Origin of the sequence: Pseudomonas frederiksbergensis (assembly GCF_003732705.1) — a bacterium.
GTDB classification, from domain to species: Bacteria; Pseudomonadota; Gammaproteobacteria; order Pseudomonadales; family Pseudomonadaceae; genus Aquipseudomonas; species Aquipseudomonas frederiksbergensis_F.
In genome coordinates this window covers 46,292-60,996 of record NZ_MOBR01000013.1, presented here as the reverse complement: position 1 = coordinate 60,996, position 14,705 = coordinate 46,292, and the positions used below count along the sequence as shown (strand labels likewise).

General features: G+C 60.6%; 11 protein-coding genes and 1 pseudogene. 6 read left to right on the top strand and 6 right to left on the bottom strand.

Annotated features, from left to right (window positions below):
* Nucleotides 1-110: 110 nt before the first annotated feature.
* Complete coding sequence (locus BK667_RS33985; RefSeq protein WP_375538741.1) at nt 111-875, bottom strand: methyl-accepting chemotaxis protein; 765 nt, start codon at nt 873-875, stop codon at nt 111-113.
* A gap of 93 nt (nt 876-968) precedes the next feature.
* Nucleotides 969-2,000 (bottom strand): annotated as a pseudogene (locus tag BK667_RS33980) (HAMP domain-containing protein); the annotation flags it as partial.
* 188 nt (nt 2,001-2,188) lie between these two features.
* Here BK667_RS33980 and BK667_RS15650 point away from each other — a divergent pair.
* The gene (locus BK667_RS15650) at nt 2,189-3,676 is read left to right on the top strand and encodes a helicase HerA-like domain-containing protein (RefSeq protein WP_123598156.1); all 1,488 of its coding nucleotides are present in this window, start codon (nt 2,189-2,191) and stop codon (nt 3,674-3,676) included.
* Nucleotides 3,677-3,780: 104 nt separating this feature from the next.
* Here the strand turns inward: BK667_RS15650 and BK667_RS15645 are convergent, their stop codons facing one another.
* Nucleotides 3,781-4,236, bottom strand: a complete 456-nt coding sequence (locus tag BK667_RS15645) for a DUF721 domain-containing protein (RefSeq protein WP_092278773.1) — start codon at nt 4,234-4,236, stop codon at nt 3,781-3,783.
* A 307-nt stretch (nt 4,237-4,543) separates the two neighbouring features.
* On the opposite strand from BK667_RS15645, the gene secA reads away from it, so the two are divergent.
* From secA to BK667_RS15625, 4 genes are all read left to right on the top strand, one after another.
* Nucleotides 4,544-7,279, top strand: coding sequence for a preprotein translocase subunit SecA (gene secA, locus BK667_RS15640; protein WP_123508545.1), 2,736 nt, complete (start codon nt 4,544-4,546; stop codon nt 7,277-7,279).
* A 122-nt stretch (nt 7,280-7,401) separates the two neighbouring features.
* Nucleotides 7,402-8,619 carry a bifunctional glutamate N-acetyltransferase/amino-acid acetyltransferase ArgJ gene (gene argJ / locus BK667_RS15635; RefSeq protein WP_123598153.1) on the top strand — a complete coding sequence of 406 codons (1,218 nt, stop codon included), beginning with the start codon at nt 7,402-7,404 and terminating at the stop codon, nt 8,617-8,619.
* 147 nt (nt 8,620-8,766) lie between these two features.
* On the top strand, nt 8,767-9,399 hold the full coding sequence (locus tag BK667_RS15630; RefSeq protein ID WP_123598152.1) for a glutathione S-transferase family protein: 633 nt from the start codon (nt 8,767-8,769) through the stop codon (nt 9,397-9,399).
* Nucleotides 9,396-10,340, top strand: a complete 945-nt coding sequence (locus BK667_RS15625; RefSeq protein WP_123598151.1) for a Nudix family hydrolase — start codon at nt 9,396-9,398, stop codon at nt 10,338-10,340. Before BK667_RS15630 ends, BK667_RS15625 begins: the two co-directional genes overlap by 4 nt.
* A 113-nt stretch (nt 10,341-10,453) precedes the next feature.
* On the opposite strand, the gene BK667_RS15620 is transcribed toward BK667_RS15625, so the two are convergent.
* Genes BK667_RS15620 through BK667_RS15610 form a run of 3 tightly spaced genes read right to left on the bottom strand, consistent with a single transcriptional unit; the run spans nt 10,454 to nt 14,037 of the window.
* Nucleotides 10,454-11,035: a cob(I)yrinic acid a,c-diamide adenosyltransferase gene (locus tag BK667_RS15620; RefSeq protein ID WP_123598150.1), complete on the bottom strand. Its 582-nt coding sequence runs from the start codon at nt 11,033-11,035 to the stop codon at nt 10,454-10,456.
* A gap of 2 nt (nt 11,036-11,037) precedes the next feature.
* The gene (locus tag BK667_RS15615) at nt 11,038-13,074 is read right to left on the bottom strand and encodes a sensor histidine kinase (protein WP_123508581.1); all 2,037 of its coding nucleotides are present in this window, start codon (nt 13,072-13,074) and stop codon (nt 11,038-11,040) included.
* Between the two features lie 45 nt (nt 13,075-13,119).
* On the bottom strand, nt 13,120-14,037 hold the full coding sequence (locus tag BK667_RS15610) for a putative 2-dehydropantoate 2-reductase (protein ID WP_123598149.1): 918 nt from the start codon (nt 14,035-14,037) through the stop codon (nt 13,120-13,122).
* Between the two features lie 140 nt (nt 14,038-14,177).
* On the opposite strand from BK667_RS15610, the gene BK667_RS15605 reads away from it, so the two are divergent.
* Nucleotides 14,178-14,663 carry a YajQ family cyclic di-GMP-binding protein gene (locus BK667_RS15605; RefSeq protein ID WP_054045015.1) on the top strand — a complete coding sequence of 162 codons (486 nt, stop codon included), beginning with the start codon at nt 14,178-14,180 and terminating at the stop codon, nt 14,661-14,663.
* Nucleotides 14,664-14,705: the final 42 nt, after the last annotated feature.

Sequence of the window (14,705 nt, the reverse complement as noted above, 5' to 3'; positions counted from 1 at the left end):
TCCTACATCATGGTCCAAAAACATTGAGCCACAACAGCCTCGCTCCTACAGGGGATTGCGTAACCCTTGTAGGAGCGAGGCTTGCCCGCGAAGAGGCCCTAAAGGATGCCTCAGATACGGAAACTGCCCACCAACTGCTTCAACCGCGCCGCCTGCTGCTCCAGGTCCGAGCACGCGCGCAACGTCGATTGCAGGTTCTCGACACCTTCCTGGTTCAGCGTGTTGATCTCGGTAATGTCGACGTTGATCGACTCCACCACCGCCGTCTGTTCCTCCGTCGCGGTAGCCACCGACTGGTTCATCCCATCGATCTCGCCAATGCGTAGGGTCACGCTGTTCAGGCGTTCGCCGGCCAGGTTGGCGATTTCCACGCTGTCCTGGCTGTGGCGCTGGCTTTCGCTCATGGTGCTGACGGATTCCCGGGCGCCGACTTGCAGCTCCTCGATCATGGTCTGCACCTGTTGCGCCGATTCCTGGGTGCGGTGCGCCAGGTTGCGCACTTCGTCGGCGACCACCGCAAACCCGCGCCCGGCTTCACCGGCACGTGCTGCTTCAATCGCGGCGTTGAGCGCCAGCAGGTTGGTTTGCTGGGAGATGCTGGTGATCACTTCCAGAATTTGCCCGATGTTCACGGTTTTGCTGTTCAGCGACTCGATGTTGGTACTCGACGCGCTGAGCATGCTCGACAGCTGATTCATCGCCTTGATGCTGCGGTCCACCACTTGCTGGCCGTCTTCCGCCAGGCTGCGGGCATCGCTGGCCTGGTTCGACGCTTGCGCGGCGTTGCGGGCGATTTCCTGGGCGGCGGCGCCGAGTTGGTTGATCGCGGCGGCCACGCTGTTGGTGCGCGAGGCTTGCTGGTCGGAGTTGAACATCGACGAGTTCGAAGCCGCGACCACCCGCAGGGCCACTTCGTTGACCTGGCCAGTGGCCGAGGACACTTCGCGGATCGAGGTATGAATTCGCTCCACAAAGCGGTTGAACGCGGTGCCGAGGATGCCGAATTCGTCCTGGTTCTGGATGGTCAGGCGTTTGGTCAGGTCGCCTTCACCGTCGGCGATGTCTTCCATGGCGCGAGTCATGACGTGCAACGGCTGGATCAGGATGCGGATCAACATACCGAGCAGGGCGATGATGATGGCCACGGCAATGATGGTTGCGATGATGGCCGAAGTGCGGAACTCGCTGAGCATGGAGAAGGCTTTGCCCTTGTCCACGGAGAGCCCTACGTACCAGTTGACCGAGGACAGGCCCTTGATCGGCGTGAAGGTGACGATGCGGGTTTTGCCGTCAACGTCGATTTCGCTCAACTGACTGCTGATTGGCGGGGTGTCTTGAGGGTAGACATCCTTGAGCGTTTTCATCACCAGCGCTTTATCCGGGTGGGCGAGGATCTTGCCGTCGGCGCTGACCAGGAAGGCATAGCCCATGCCGTCGAAGTCCAGTTCGTTGAGGCTGTCGGCGATCACCTGCAAGCTCAAATCGCCACCGACCACACCCATGTCCTGACCGTCCTTGATGACCCGGTTGACGATGGAAATCACCAGTTGGCCCGAGGCCAAATCGATGTAGGGGGCCGTCAGGGCCGAGCCGCTGGCGCTTTGCGCAGCCTTGTACCACGGGCGAACGCGAGGATCGTAGCCGTCAGGCATCTTGCTGTTCGGGCGGATAATGAACGAGCCGTCCTTGTTGCCCAGGAAAGCCCCCATAAAAGTCGAGCTCACAGACTTTTGTTCGAGCAGGGTGCCGACGTTGCCGGCCTCTGTGTTCAGGGCAACGGTTTGCGACAGGTTTTCGATCAGCAGGCTGCGACCGGCCAGCCAGGTTTGAATGTTTTTGGCCGTGACGTTGCCCATTTCTTGCAGATAGTTGTCCAGATCACGGCGAATTGCGTTGCGTTGCAAATAGTCGTTGTACAGCGTGAATGAGGCGAAGGCGGCAATAACGATGAGGGCGGCGGCAAGCAGGATTTTATGGCTGAAGCGCAGATTTTTATTCATGGCTTGGGGTGTCCGCTAAGGTCTTATATGTCCAGGGCGTGCTTTTATAAAGACGCGCAAAATGGGCAGTGTTGAAATTAAGCTGATATTCCGTCTCTCCTTAGGGAATTACCGACGCTCTTTTCAGTCTGGTCTCTCACTTCTTTTTATCGGCCGTGAAGGATCAAAGATTAACCATGGGTGACAAAATGCCTGACTCATCGCAACTCGTTATCGGCGCCGACCTTGCGGGGCAGCCGATCGCCCAGGCCATGCGCCTGGCGAACCGTCACGGTCTGGTCGCGGGCGCCACGGGCACCGGCAAGACCGTCACTTTGCAGCGCCTGGCCGAAGCCTTCAGCGATGCTGGCGTGGCGGTGTTCGCTGCTGACATCAAGGGTGACCTGTGTGGCCTGGGCGCCGCCGGCAACCCGCAAGGCAAGGTTGCCGAGCGGATCGCCGGAATGCCATGGCTGAACTACAAGCCCCAGGCCTATCCGGTGACCTTGTGGGACATTCACGGTGAGACCGGTCATCCATTGCGCACCACCTTGAGCGAAATGGGCCCGCTGCTGATCGGCGCCCTGCTGGAATTGAGCGACAGCCAGCAATCGGCGTTGTACGCCGCGTTCAAGGTCGCGGACCGCGAAGGCTTGTTGCTGCTGGACCTGAAGGACTTGAAAGCGCTGCTCAATCACCTGCGGGACAACCCGCAATTGCTCGGCGACGATGCGGCATTGATGACCACTGGTTCCAGTCAGGCGCTGTTGCGGCGGCTGGCGACCCTTGAACAGCAGGGTGCCGAAGCGCTGTTCGGCGAGCCGGCGCTGCAACTCGAAGACATCCTGCAACCGGCGGCCGATGGTCGTGGGCGTATTCATCTGCTCGATGCCAGTCGTCTGGTGCACGAAGCGCCGAAGGTCTACGCGACCTTCCTGCTGTGGCTGCTGGCGGAACTGTTCGAACAACTGCCGGAACGCGGCGATGCGGACAAACCGCTGCTGGCGCTGTTTTTCGACGAAGCGCATTTGTTGTTCGCCGACACCCCCAAAGCGTTGCAGGAGCGTCTTGAGCAAGTGGTGCGCCTGATTCGTTCCAAAGGCGTGGGCGTGTATTTCGTCACCCAGTCACCAGGGGACTTGCCGGACGACGTGCTGGCCCAACTTGGCCTGCGGGTCCAGCATGGCTTGCGGGCGTTCACGGCCAAGGAGCAGAAGTCGCTACGCGCGGTGGCCGACGGCTTCCGGCCGAATCCGGCGTTCGATGCCTTGTCGGTGTTGACTGAACTGGGGATCGGCGAGGCATTGGTCGGCACCTTGCAGGACAAGGGCACGCCGGAGATGGTCCAGCGGGTGTTGGTCGCACCGCCGCAGTCGCGAATCGGGCCGTTGACCGAAACCGAGCGCACGGTGCTGATCGCCGGGTCGCCGTTCAAGGGCCGTTATGACAAGCCGATTGATCGTGAATCCGCCTATGAAGTGTTGATGGGGCGCAAAGGCCTGGCGCCTGAGGCTGAAGCGGCACCGGGTAAACCGGCGCCTGAAGAGCCGAGCTTTACCGACAAGGCCGGGGAATTCCTTGGCACGGCGGCGGGGCAGGCGCTGAAATCGGCAATGCGACAGGCGGCAAATCAATTGGGCCGACAACTGGTGCGCGGGTTGATGGGCTCGCTACTCGGCGGCAGCAAACGCCGCTGAATCGCTGACTGCGCACAATCAATGTAGGAGCGAGGCTTGCCCGCGAAGCTTTTGGCGCCCTCAAGGGCCTCTTCGCGGGCAAGCCTCGCTCCTACAGGGTTCGCTCAGTCTTTGGGTTTGGCGTGCGCCGCCAGGCGTTCCAGCGCCGCCCGCAGATTCGGATCACTGATCCCATCAGCCGTCGCCTGAATCGTCGCGCCCGCATCGCTGGACAAACTGATGGTATGCCCCGCCGCGCCCTGTTGGACGGTCGGTGGTTGCACCTTGAACAGAATCCGGGTCAGGCTGGCGAACTCATCAAACAACTGCAATTGCCGTTGCAGACGCTTTTGTTGATAACGCAGGCGTGTCGCCCAGTGACCGTCGGTGACAATCAGCAACAAACTGCCCTCGCGCCACGAGGCCACATGGCAGTGTTCCCGCGCAGCAGGTTGCAACTGGCTTTCCACCAGACGTTGTAAATGACCCAGGCGTTGAGCATGGCCAAAGATGGCTTTCAGCGGTTTGGCTTCGCGAAGCAGAACGGCGGGTGCTCTGGCCGTGAGAGGGCGAAATGCCATGATCAGACACCTGAAGTAACAGAGCGGCCATGGTAGCAGAAAGCACCCGATGCACCTGACCCATTGCTTTGCGAGCGCTTTACCCATTAAATCAACAAGTAACTTCTGCCGTGAATGGCTTGAAGTTCAGCAAAAAGCCCTTATTTTAAGTGAGCCCCGTAACAGCGCAGTGCATGCATCGTGGAATAACGCCACTTTCCTCACCATCGTTTCCGGGTAGAATGCTCGTTCGCATGCGGCCATGAGGGCTGCACGGGCGACTCACGGGGCCGCCCTCCATCCCTTTAGTGTGGAAGATCCTGCCGATATGTTTGCGCCTTTGTTAAAGAAACTTTTTGGAAGCAAGAATGAGCGTGAAGTCAAACGCATGCTCAAGACGGTGCAACTCGTCAATGCCTTCGAAGAGCAAATGGTGGCCCTTTCGGACGATCAATTGCGTGCCAAGACAGACGAGTTCAAGGCCCGCATCGCCAAAGGGGAAACCCTCGACAAGCTCCTGCCAGAAGCCTTTGCGGTCGCACGCGAAGCCGGCAAGCGTGTCATGGGTATGCGTCACTTTGATGTCCAGCTGATCGGCGGCATGACCTTGCATGAAGGCATGATCGCGGAAATGCGTACCGGTGAAGGCAAGACCCTGGTGGCAACACTGGGTGTTTACCTGAACGCGCTGTCCGGTAAAGGCGTACACGTTGTAACAGTGAACGACTACCTGGCTCGTCGTGACGCCAACTGGATGCGTCCGCTCTACGAATTCCTCGGCATGACGGTCGGCGTGGTGACACCCTTCCAGCCGCCGGAAGAGAAACGCCTGGCTTACGCTGCCGATATCACCTACGGCACCAACAACGAATTCGGTTTCGACTACCTGCGCGACAACATGGCGTTCAGCATGGAAGAAAAATTCCAGCGCGAACTCAATTTTGCCGTGATCGACGAAGTCGACTCCATCCTCATCGACGAAGCCCGTACGCCGCTGATCATTTCCGGTCAGGCCGAAGACAGCTCCAAAATGTATGTCGAGATCAATAAACTGATCCCGCAGCTGGAACTGCACGTCGAAGAAGTCGAAGGCGAAGTCACCAAGGCTGGCCACTACACCGTTGACGAGAAGACCCGTCAGGTCGAGCTCAACGAAGCCGGTCACCAGTTCATCGAAGACATGCTGACCCGCGTCGGCCTGCTGGCTGAAGGCGAGAGCCTGTACTCCTCGCATAACCTGGGCCTGCTGACCCACGTTTATGCCGGTCTGCGTGCGCACAAGCTGTTCCATCGCAACATCGAATACATCGTGCAGGACGGTCAGGTTGTCCTGGTCGACGAACACACCGGTCGTACCATGCCGGGCCGTCGTCTGTCCGAAGGCCTGCACCAGGCCATCGAAGCCAAGGAAAACCTGAACATCCAGGCCGAAAGCCAGACCCTGGCCTCGACCACGTTCCAGAACTACTTCCGTCTGTACAACAAGTTGTCCGGCATGACCGGTACCGCAGATACCGAAGCGTTCGAATTCCACCAGATCTACGGTCTGTCGGTGATGGTTATCCCGCCGAACAAACCGCTGGCGCGTAAAGACTACAACGACCTGGTGTTCCTCACCGCGGACGAGAAATACGCGGCCATCGTGGCCGACATCAAGGAGTGCATGACCCAGGGCCGTCCGGTGCTGGTGGGTACTGCGACCATTGAAACGTCGGAACACATGTCCAGCCTGCTCGTGAAAGAAGGCATCGAACACAAGGTTCTGAACGCCAAGTTCCACGAAAAAGAAGCCGAGATCATTGCCCAGGCCGGTCGCCCAGGCGCACTGACCATCGCCACCAACATGGCCGGTCGTGGTACCGACATCCTGTTGGGCGGTAACTGGGAAGTGGAAGTGGCATCCCTGGAAGACCCGACCCCTGAGCAAATCGCGCAGATCAAGGCTGACTGGCAGAAACGCCACCAGCAAGTGCTGGAGTCCGGTGGTCTGCAGGTTATTGCCTCCGAGCGTCACGAATCGCGCCGTATCGACAACCAGTTGCGTGGTCGTGCCGGTCGTCAGGGTGACGCCGGTTCCAGCCGTTTCTACCTGTCGCTGGAAGACAGCCTGATGCGCATCTTCGCCTCTGACCGGGTGAAGAACTTCATGAAGGCCCTGGGCATGCAGTCCGGTGAAGCGATCGAGCACCGCATGGTGACCAACGCCATCGAAAAGGCTCAGCGCAAGGTTGAAGGCCGCAACTTCGACATTCGCAAGCAACTGCTCGAGTTCGATGACGTCAACAACGAACAGCGTAAAGTGATTTATCACATGCGTAACACGTTGCTGGCCGCCGACAACATTGGCGAAACCATCGCTGACTTCCGTCAGGACGTGCTCAACGCTACCGTCAGCGCACACATTCCACCGCAATCGCTGCCTGAACAGTGGGACGTGGCGGGTCTGGAAGCGGCGTTGCAGAGCGACTTCGGTGTGGCCCTGCCGATCCAGAAATGGCTCGACGAAGACGATCACCTGTACGAAGAAACCCTGCGCGAGAAGCTCATGACCGAGCTGCTGGCGGCGTACAACGAGAAAGAAGAGCAAGCAAGCGCCGAAGCGCTGCGTAGCTTCGAGAAGCAAATCGTTCTGCGCGTACTCGACGACCTGTGGAAAGACCACCTGTCGACCATGGATCACCTGCGTCACGGCATCCACTTGCGTGGTTATGCGCAGAAGAACCCGAAGCAAGAGTACAAGCGCGAGTCGTACACGCTGTTCTCCGAGCTGCTGGATTCGATCAAGCGCGACTCGATCCGTGTGCTGTCCCACGTTCAGGTTCGCCGCGAAGATCCGGAAGCGGAAGAGCAGCGCCTGCGTCAGGAAGCCGAGGCACTGGCCGCCCGCATGCAGTTCCAGCACGACGAAGCGCCGGGTCTTGAGCAACCGGAACTGCTGGGTGAAGAGGTCGATGTCGCCCTCGCCACCGCGCCAGTACGCAACGAACAGAAGCTGGGCCGTAACGAACTGTGCTACTGCGGTTCGGGCAAGAAATTCAAGCATTGCCACGGGCAGATCCAGTAAAACCCGTCTCAATCGCTGAAATACCCGCGCCGCGACCGGCATCAGCCGTCGCGGCGTTTTGCCATTTAAACCACCGTTCTTCCTGAAAGCGGTGCAGACATCATTTATTAAGGAGCGCATTCATGGCTGTTGGTCTTGGTCCTTTGCCAACGTTGCACCCGGTTGCCGGTTTTGAACTCGGTATCGCTTCGGCCGGCATCAAGCGCCCGGGGCGCAAGGATGTCGTGGTCATGCGCTGTGCCGAAGGTTCCACGGTCGCGGGCGTGTTCACCCTGAACGCGTTTTGCGCGGCTCCCGTGATCCTGGCCAAGCAACGCGTGCAAGGCCCGGTGCGTTACCTGCTGACCAACACCGGTAATGCCAACGCCGGCACCGGCGAACCGGGCCTGGCGGCTGCCGAGCGCACCTGCGCGAAACTGGCTGAACTGACCGGCGTCGACGCCAGCCTGGTGCTGCCGTACTCCACCGGTGTAATCGGCGAGCCGCTGCCGGTCGAGAAAATCGAAGGCGCGTTGCAAGCCGCCCTCGACGATCTGTCGGTGAATAACTGGGAAGCTGCCGCTACCGGCATCATGACCACCGACACCTTGCCTAAAGGTGCCAGTCGCCAGTTCCAGCATGACGGCGTGACCATCACTGTCACCGGCATCAGCAAAGGCGCGGGCATGATCCGCCCGAACATGGCGACCATGCTCGGCTACATCGCCACCGACGCCAAAGTTGCCCGGGATGTGCTGCAAAACCTGCTGCTGGACGGCGCCAACAAGTCGTTCAACCGCATCACCATCGACGGCGACACCTCGACCAACGACTGCTGCATGCTGATCGCTACCGGTCAGGCTGCGTTGCCGGAAATTACTACCGCCAGCGGTGAGTTGTTCGCCAAGCTGAAGCAGGCGGTGTTCGAAGTGTGCATGGACGTGGCCCAGGCCATCGTGCGTGACGGCGAAGGCGCGACCAAGTTCGTGACCGTTGAAGTCAACGGTGGCGGTAATCATCAGGAATGCCTGGACGTCGGTTACACCGTGGCCCACTCGCCACTGATCAAGACCGCGCTGTTCGCCTCCGACCCGAACTGGGGCCGCATCCTGGCCGCCGTCGGCCGTGCCGGCGTGCCGGATCTGGATGTGAGCAAAATCGACGTTTTCCTCGGCGAAGTGTGCATCGCCAGCCGTGGCGCGCGCGCTGAGACCTACACCGAAGCCCAGGGCTCGGCGGTGATGCAGCAGGAAGAAATTACCATTCGCATCGAACTGGGTCGCGGCGATTGCAGCGAAACCATCTGGACCACCGATTTGTCCCACGAGTACGTCAAGATCAACGCCGAATACCGGACTTAAGACCGCGTCGACCCCATCGCGAGCAAGCTCGCTCCCACAGGTTTTGTGAACGCCGCAAATCCAATGTGGGAGCGAGCTTGCTCGCGATGACGGACTATCAGACGCCAGAGATTCTGGTCTGACCCCCCTCACCAAAAGGTCCCGAACATGAGCCTCCACCTGATCATCGGCGACAAACTGCTTTCCTCCTGGTCCCTGCGCGGTGCCCTGGCCCTCGACCTGACCGGCGCTCCTTACACCGAAGAGCTGATCAAACTCGGCCAGCCGGACACCCGTGAACGCCTGCTCAAGCATTCGCCCACCGGCAAAGTCCCGCTGCTGAAAACCGAACACGGGGTCATCGCCGACTCGTTGGCGATTGCCGAATACCTGGCCGAGCAGTTCCCCGACGCCGGCCTCTGGCCCAAAGACACCGCCGCCCGCGCCCAGGCTCGTTCGGCTTGCGCGCAGATGCACAGCGGTTTCTTCGCCCTGCGCAGCAACATGTCGTTCGACCTGAGCCGCGACGAAGCGCTGCCCGCGACACCACCTGACGTTCAGGCGGAAATCGAGCGGATGCTGGCGTTGTGGGCTGAATGCCGTGCTGTCGCCAGCGAAACCGGTCCATTCCTGTTTGGCGCTGCAACCCTGGCGGATGCGTACTTCGCACCGATTGCCGTACGTCTGCGCACCTATCGGGTGAAGCTGCCGGCGGTGGCCGAAGCCTACGTCGAAACCATTTACCAATGGCCAGCCTTCAAGGCTTGGCAGAAGGCCGGTCTGGAGGAGGTAGGGCAGTGAAACGAGTACACGTCGCCGCCGCTGTGATCCGTGACAGCGCTGGCAAGATCCTCATCGCCCGCCGTGCCGATACCCAGCATCAGGGCGGTTTGTGGGAGTTTCCCGGTGGCAAGGTCGAAGCCGACGAATCCGTCGAAAGCGCCCTGGCCCGTGAACTTCAGGAAGAGTTGGGGATTGTCGTCGGCGCTGCGCGACCGCTGATCAAGGTTCAACACGACTACCCGGACAAGCAAGTGTTTCTGGATGTCTGGGAAGTCTCGGCATTTACCGGCGAGCCCCACGGCGCCGAAGGCCAGCCGCTGGAGTGGGTCGCGCCCCGGGATCTGCTGAACTATGAATTCCCGGCGGCCAACCAGCCGATCGTCGCGGCCGCGCGCCTGCCGGCAGAGTACCTGATTACCCCCGAAGACCTGGAAACCCCGGCCTTGCTGCGCGGTATCCAGAAAGCCATTGCCGGTGGTATCAAATTGATCGTGCTGCGGGCACCCAACGGCTACGACCCCAAATACCGCGATCTGGCGGTGGACGCGGCGGGGCTGTGTGCCGGCAAGGCGCAGTTGATGATCAAGGGGCCGTTCGAGTGGCTGGGCGACTTCCCGTCCGCCGGTTGGCACATCACCGCCGCACAATTGCGCAAGTACGCGGAGAAGGGCCGACCACTACCGGCATCGCGCTGGTTGGCGGCGTCCTGCCATAACGCTGAAGAACTGGCGTTGGCCGAGCAGATGGACGTGGACTTCGTGACCCTGTCTCCGGTGCAAGTGACCCAGACGCACCCGGATGGCCAGCCGTTGGGTTGGGAACAGGCGAAGGCCTTGATCGAAGGCTTCAGCAAACCGGTGTTCCTGTTGGGCGGCGTTGGCCCGGCGGATCGGCAGAAGGCTTGGGAAATAGGGGCGCAGGGTGTGGCGGGGATTCGGGCGTTTTGGCCTGAGGCGTAACACCTGATCGTTCCCATGCTCCGCGTGGGAACGCCTCCCCGGACGCTCTGCGTCCGCTTTGGGACGCGGAGCGTCCCTTGCTGCATTCCCACGCGGAGCGTGGGAACGATCAATTAACCCTGAGGCTTCGCCGCTGCCTGCCACAAAATCTCGGCAATCCCCTGGCGCTTGGCAATCAACCGCGCCACCACAAACAACAAATCCGACAACCGATTGATATACGCCAGGCCAACCCCGGCCAACGGCTCAACTGCATTCAAATGCTGACACCGCCGCTCCGCACTGCGCGCCAGGCTGCGGCAGACGTGCGCTTGGGCAATCAACACCGAGCCGCCCGGCAAGATGAAATTCTCCAGCGGCCCCAACTCCTCATTCCACACATCAATCGCCGCTTCCAGCCGTTCGATCTCTGCTGTGTTCAGCGCCTGATACACCGGCATCGCCAGTTCACCGCCCAGGTCAAACAACCGGTGCTGACAAGGCGCCAGCACCTCAATGACTTCATTCAGACCCGGATAGGCAGAGCTTTGCGCCTCCAACCCGGCCAGCAGCACACCGACCTGACTGTTCAGCGTATCGACCTCGCCAATCGCCTCGATCCGCGGGTGGTCCTTGGGCACGCGGCGGCCATCGCCCAGGCCGGTTTCGCCTTTGTCGCCGGTGCGGGTGTAAATCTTCGACAGGCGAAAGCCCATGGTTACCTCGATAACTGATTGAGTTCTTGGGAGACGAGCGGGGTGCCCGCCAACGGCAGGCGCAAGGTGAAGCACGTGCCTTGGCCGAGGGTCGATTGCACTTCCATCTGACCCTTGTGATTGTTGGTGATGATGAAATACGAAACCGACAACCCGAGGCCGGTGCCCTGGCCGATTTCCTTGGTGGTGAAGAACGGCTCGAACGTGCGTTTTCGCACGTTTTCGCTCATGCCAATGCCGTTGTCCTCGACCTGGATTTCCGCCCAGGGTGGATTGAGTTTGGTGCGCAGGATGATGCGCCCCGGTTCGCGATCGTCTTCCCGTTGATGAATGGCCTGGGCGGCGTTTTTCAACAGATTGAGCAGCACCTGTTCCAGTTCGTTGGCGGTGCCGGGTACCGGGCCCAGCGCTGGATCGAACTGACGAATGATCGCTTGGCCCTTGAAGTCGAAACCGATGGCCAGGTCAAAGTCGTTACCGGCGATTTCCACCGCTTGATCAATCAGCGCCGGCAGGTCGCACGGCGCCATCTGACGGGTGCTGCGCCGGCTGAAACTGAGCATGTGCGTGACGATCTTCGCCGCCCGCGCCCCGGCTTGCTGAATGCCATCGAGCAACTGCGGGACTTCCCGGGCTTGCAGGTACTGGTTGACTGTTTCCAGCTCGATGCCGACGTGCTCGGCCTGCTCCAGGTTTTTCGGCAGGTCCGGGGACAGCCGTCGGCGGATGTTTTGCACGTTGTGCAGGATCGCGCCCAGCGGGTTGTTGATTTCGTGGGCCATACCGGCGGCGAGGCCACCGACGGAGAGCATTTTTTCCGACTGCACCATCATCTCTTCCAGGGACAGGCGCTGGGTGATGTCGTCGATCCTGATCACCACGCCACGCCCGGCGCCGCCCATCAGCGGATAGAACGTCAAAGCGTAGTGCTTGGCTTCATCGTCCTTGAACCAGGTCACCCGCTCGATCTTGGCCACGGTGTGCTGCTCGACGGTTTGCTTGAGTTGCGGCAGGAATGGCTTGAGTGGTTCGAACGCCAGGAAGATCGGCTGGTTCAGCGCTTCATCCAGGCGCGTGCCGGACAGGGCGCTGGCCTCCTGATTCCACTGGGTCACGTAAAGCTGTTCGTCGAGGGCGATCAGGGCCGACGGCATGGAGTCGATGATGCTGTTGAGGTAATTCTGGAAACCGGTGAGTTTCTTCTCGATTTTGCTCCGTACCTGAACTTCCAGTTCCAGCTTGCGGTTGGTGTGGCGGGTTTCTTCCGCCAGACCCTGGGCCTGATCGTAAGCGGCCTGGGAGTCGTCCCGGGCGCGCTTGAGCTGCTGCTCCCGGGCTTCAATGCGCGAAAGCATGGTGTTGAACGCCTCGGCGAGGCTGCCGATTTCGTCGTGGTTGCCGCGAGAGGCACGCAGGGCGTAGTTCTCTTCCCGGGTGACTTGTCGGGACAGCTCTTCGAGTTCATGAATCGGCCGGGTGATCAGGCGTTTGATCTGCCGGGCGATCACCAGCCACAGCAGCACGCTGAAGATCAGGATGCCCAGGCTCGCGGTCAGGGTGCCGGTGTAGAACGCCACCGGCAGTTCGCTGCTCGCCACCAGCAGCAAGTGACCCGGCTCGGTGCCGGGGCGGGGCAGGGTAATGATTTGATTGCTGCGAAACTCCGTGGCCTGCCACGCTTCGATATGTCGGTAGCGCTCCGGCAGCTTGAGCTTTTCGCCGTGCTGCAACTGCGCCAGGCGCACGCCGTCACCGTCATACAGCGCGGCGGCCCGCAACGGTGAATAGCTGTTGAGTTCGTTGAGCAGGCGCTCGGCGCTTTGCGGCGACTTCAGCGCTTCGGACACCAGGCTCGGGTTGGAAACCAGCCGGCCAATGGTCTGCAGGGCCTGGGGCGCCATGCTTTCCTGGGAAATGTAGTATGCGGCGCTGATAAAGGTCAGGTTGGCGACCAGCAGGACGGTGATCAACAGCACCAGCAGGGCAGCCAGCAGTTTCTGGCCGACAGGGAGGTTTTCGAGGCGCTGGCGCAGTGGCATCAGGTTCATCGCTGCAAAGGAACAAGTGGCCAGCGTAGCCGCTGCTTAGTCGCTGGGCAATCCAAGGCTGTGCAGATGGGCGGTCAACCTGGCCTCAAGCTGATTGAGATGCGGCAGATTCAACTGGTGCCGCGCCGCGACTTTGCAGACATGGCCCAATAGATAGCTGATTTCGGTGCGGCGCTGATTGGCCACGTCCTGGTACATCGAGGAGTAATTGGCGGCGGTGGCCTGGATCACCCGTTCCACTTCCTGTTGCAGATCTTCGGCGGCAGCCGGTTGACCGCAACGCTCCAGCAGTTCCGTCAGTTCGGCGCAGAGGGTGGCCACTTCGCAATGGTGCTGCTGCAAACCACCATTGCGACAGTCGTGCAGTACGGTCAGCGGATTAATCGCACAATTGAGCGCGAGTTTTCGCCACAGACGGGTGAGGATGTCGGTACTCCATTCGTGGGGAATCCCGGCCGCCGCCAAGTCTTCAAGCCAGATGGGGGCTACCGGATGACCGGCATCCCCCAGCCAGGTGTAGCCATGGCCGGCGAACACCACGCGCCAGTCGCCATCGCGAAACGCGCCTTCGGTGCTCGAAGCGCTGATGCAGCGCGCCTGGGGCACCTGTGCGGCGACCGCATCCTGACTGCCGAGGCCGTTCTGCAACAGAATCAGCTCGGCGCCAGGCGCCAGACGCGCTGCCAGTCGGGCCACGGCTTGCACGGCGTCATAGGCTTTGCAGGCGACCAGCAGGCGGTTGATCGGCTCACTGCTGTCAGCGGTCTCGCCGGGAATGTCGTAGGTTTTTGCTTCGCCGTGCTCCACCAGCGTCAGACCACCGGCCGCCCGGTACGCCTGCAAGCGTTGCTCATCGCGCACAATCAAGCGCACTGGAACGCCGGCCCGGGCCAGGCGGGTGGCCCACAACGTGCCAAGGCTTCCGGCGCCCAGAACATGCCAGGTCGTGGACATCAGCTTTTTGCTCGGTTTGAGGCTGGCATGTGAGGCTCGCAGTATCGGTGGGGAAAGACCCGTTATAATGAGCCCGATTTTAACCGCAAGCCAAGCGCGCGCCGTCGTGATCGAGCGCGCCTTTTTATTGGAGAAACTACATGCCGTCGTTCGACGTGGTATCCGAACTGGACAAACACGAAGTCACCAACGCGGTCGAGAACGCCGTCAAGGAACTCGATCGTCGTTATGACCTGAAAGGCAAGGGCACCTTCGAGTTCAAGGAAAAGGACCTGACCGTCAACCTGACCGCTGAAGCCGATTTCCAGCTCGAAGCGATGATCGAGATCCTCAAGCTGTCCCTGGTCAAGCGCAAGATCGATGTGCAGTGCCTGGAAGTCAAAGATGCCTATGCGTCGGGCAAGCTGATGAAGCAGGAAGCCGTCCTCAAGGAAGGCATCGACAAAGAGCTGGCAAAGAAAATCGTCGCTCACGTCAAGGACGCCAAGCTCAAGGTCCAGGCCTCCATTCAGGGCGAGCAAGTGCGCATCACCGGCAAGAAGCGCGACGATTTGCAGGAAGCCATCGCGGCCCTGCGCGCCAAGACGTTCGACATGCCGCTGCAGTTCAACAACTTCCGCGATTGACCTTGCAACGCTGGAACTGTGGGAGCGAGCTTGCTCGCGATG

What these genes read in the sequence shown, in the direction of transcription:
- secA (WP_123508545.1), top strand. Translation starts at nt 4,544, where the DNA reads ATGTTTGCGCCTTTGTTAAAGAAACTTTTTGGAAGCAAGAATGAGCGT.
- BK667_RS15650 (WP_123598156.1), top strand. Translation starts at nt 2,189, where the DNA reads ATGCCTGACTCATCGCAACTCGTTATCGGCGCCGACCTTGCGGGGCAG.
- BK667_RS15605 (WP_054045015.1), top strand. Translation starts at nt 14,178, where the DNA reads ATGCCGTCGTTCGACGTGGTATCCGAACTGGACAAACACGAAGTCACC.
- BK667_RS15630 (WP_123598152.1), top strand. Translation starts at nt 8,767, where the DNA reads ATGAGCCTCCACCTGATCATCGGCGACAAACTGCTTTCCTCCTGGTCC.
- BK667_RS15615 (WP_123508581.1), bottom strand. Translation starts at nt 13,074, where the DNA reads ATGCCACTGCGCCAGCGCCTCGAAAACCTCCCTGTCGGCCAGAAACTG.
- BK667_RS15610 (WP_123598149.1), bottom strand. Translation starts at nt 14,037, where the DNA reads ATGTCCACGACCTGGCATGTTCTGGGCGCCGGAAGCCTTGGCACGTTG.
- argJ (WP_123598153.1), top strand. Translation starts at nt 7,402, where the DNA reads ATGGCTGTTGGTCTTGGTCCTTTGCCAACGTTGCACCCGGTTGCCGGT.
- BK667_RS33985 (WP_375538741.1), bottom strand. Translation starts at nt 875, where the DNA reads ATGTTCAACTCCGACCAGCAAGCCTCGCGCACCAACAGCGTGGCCGCC.
- BK667_RS15620 (WP_123598150.1), bottom strand. Translation starts at nt 11,035, where the DNA reads ATGGGCTTTCGCCTGTCGAAGATTTACACCCGCACCGGCGACAAAGGC.
- BK667_RS15645 (WP_092278773.1), bottom strand. Translation starts at nt 4,236, where the DNA reads ATGGCATTTCGCCCTCTCACGGCCAGAGCACCCGCCGTTCTGCTTCGC.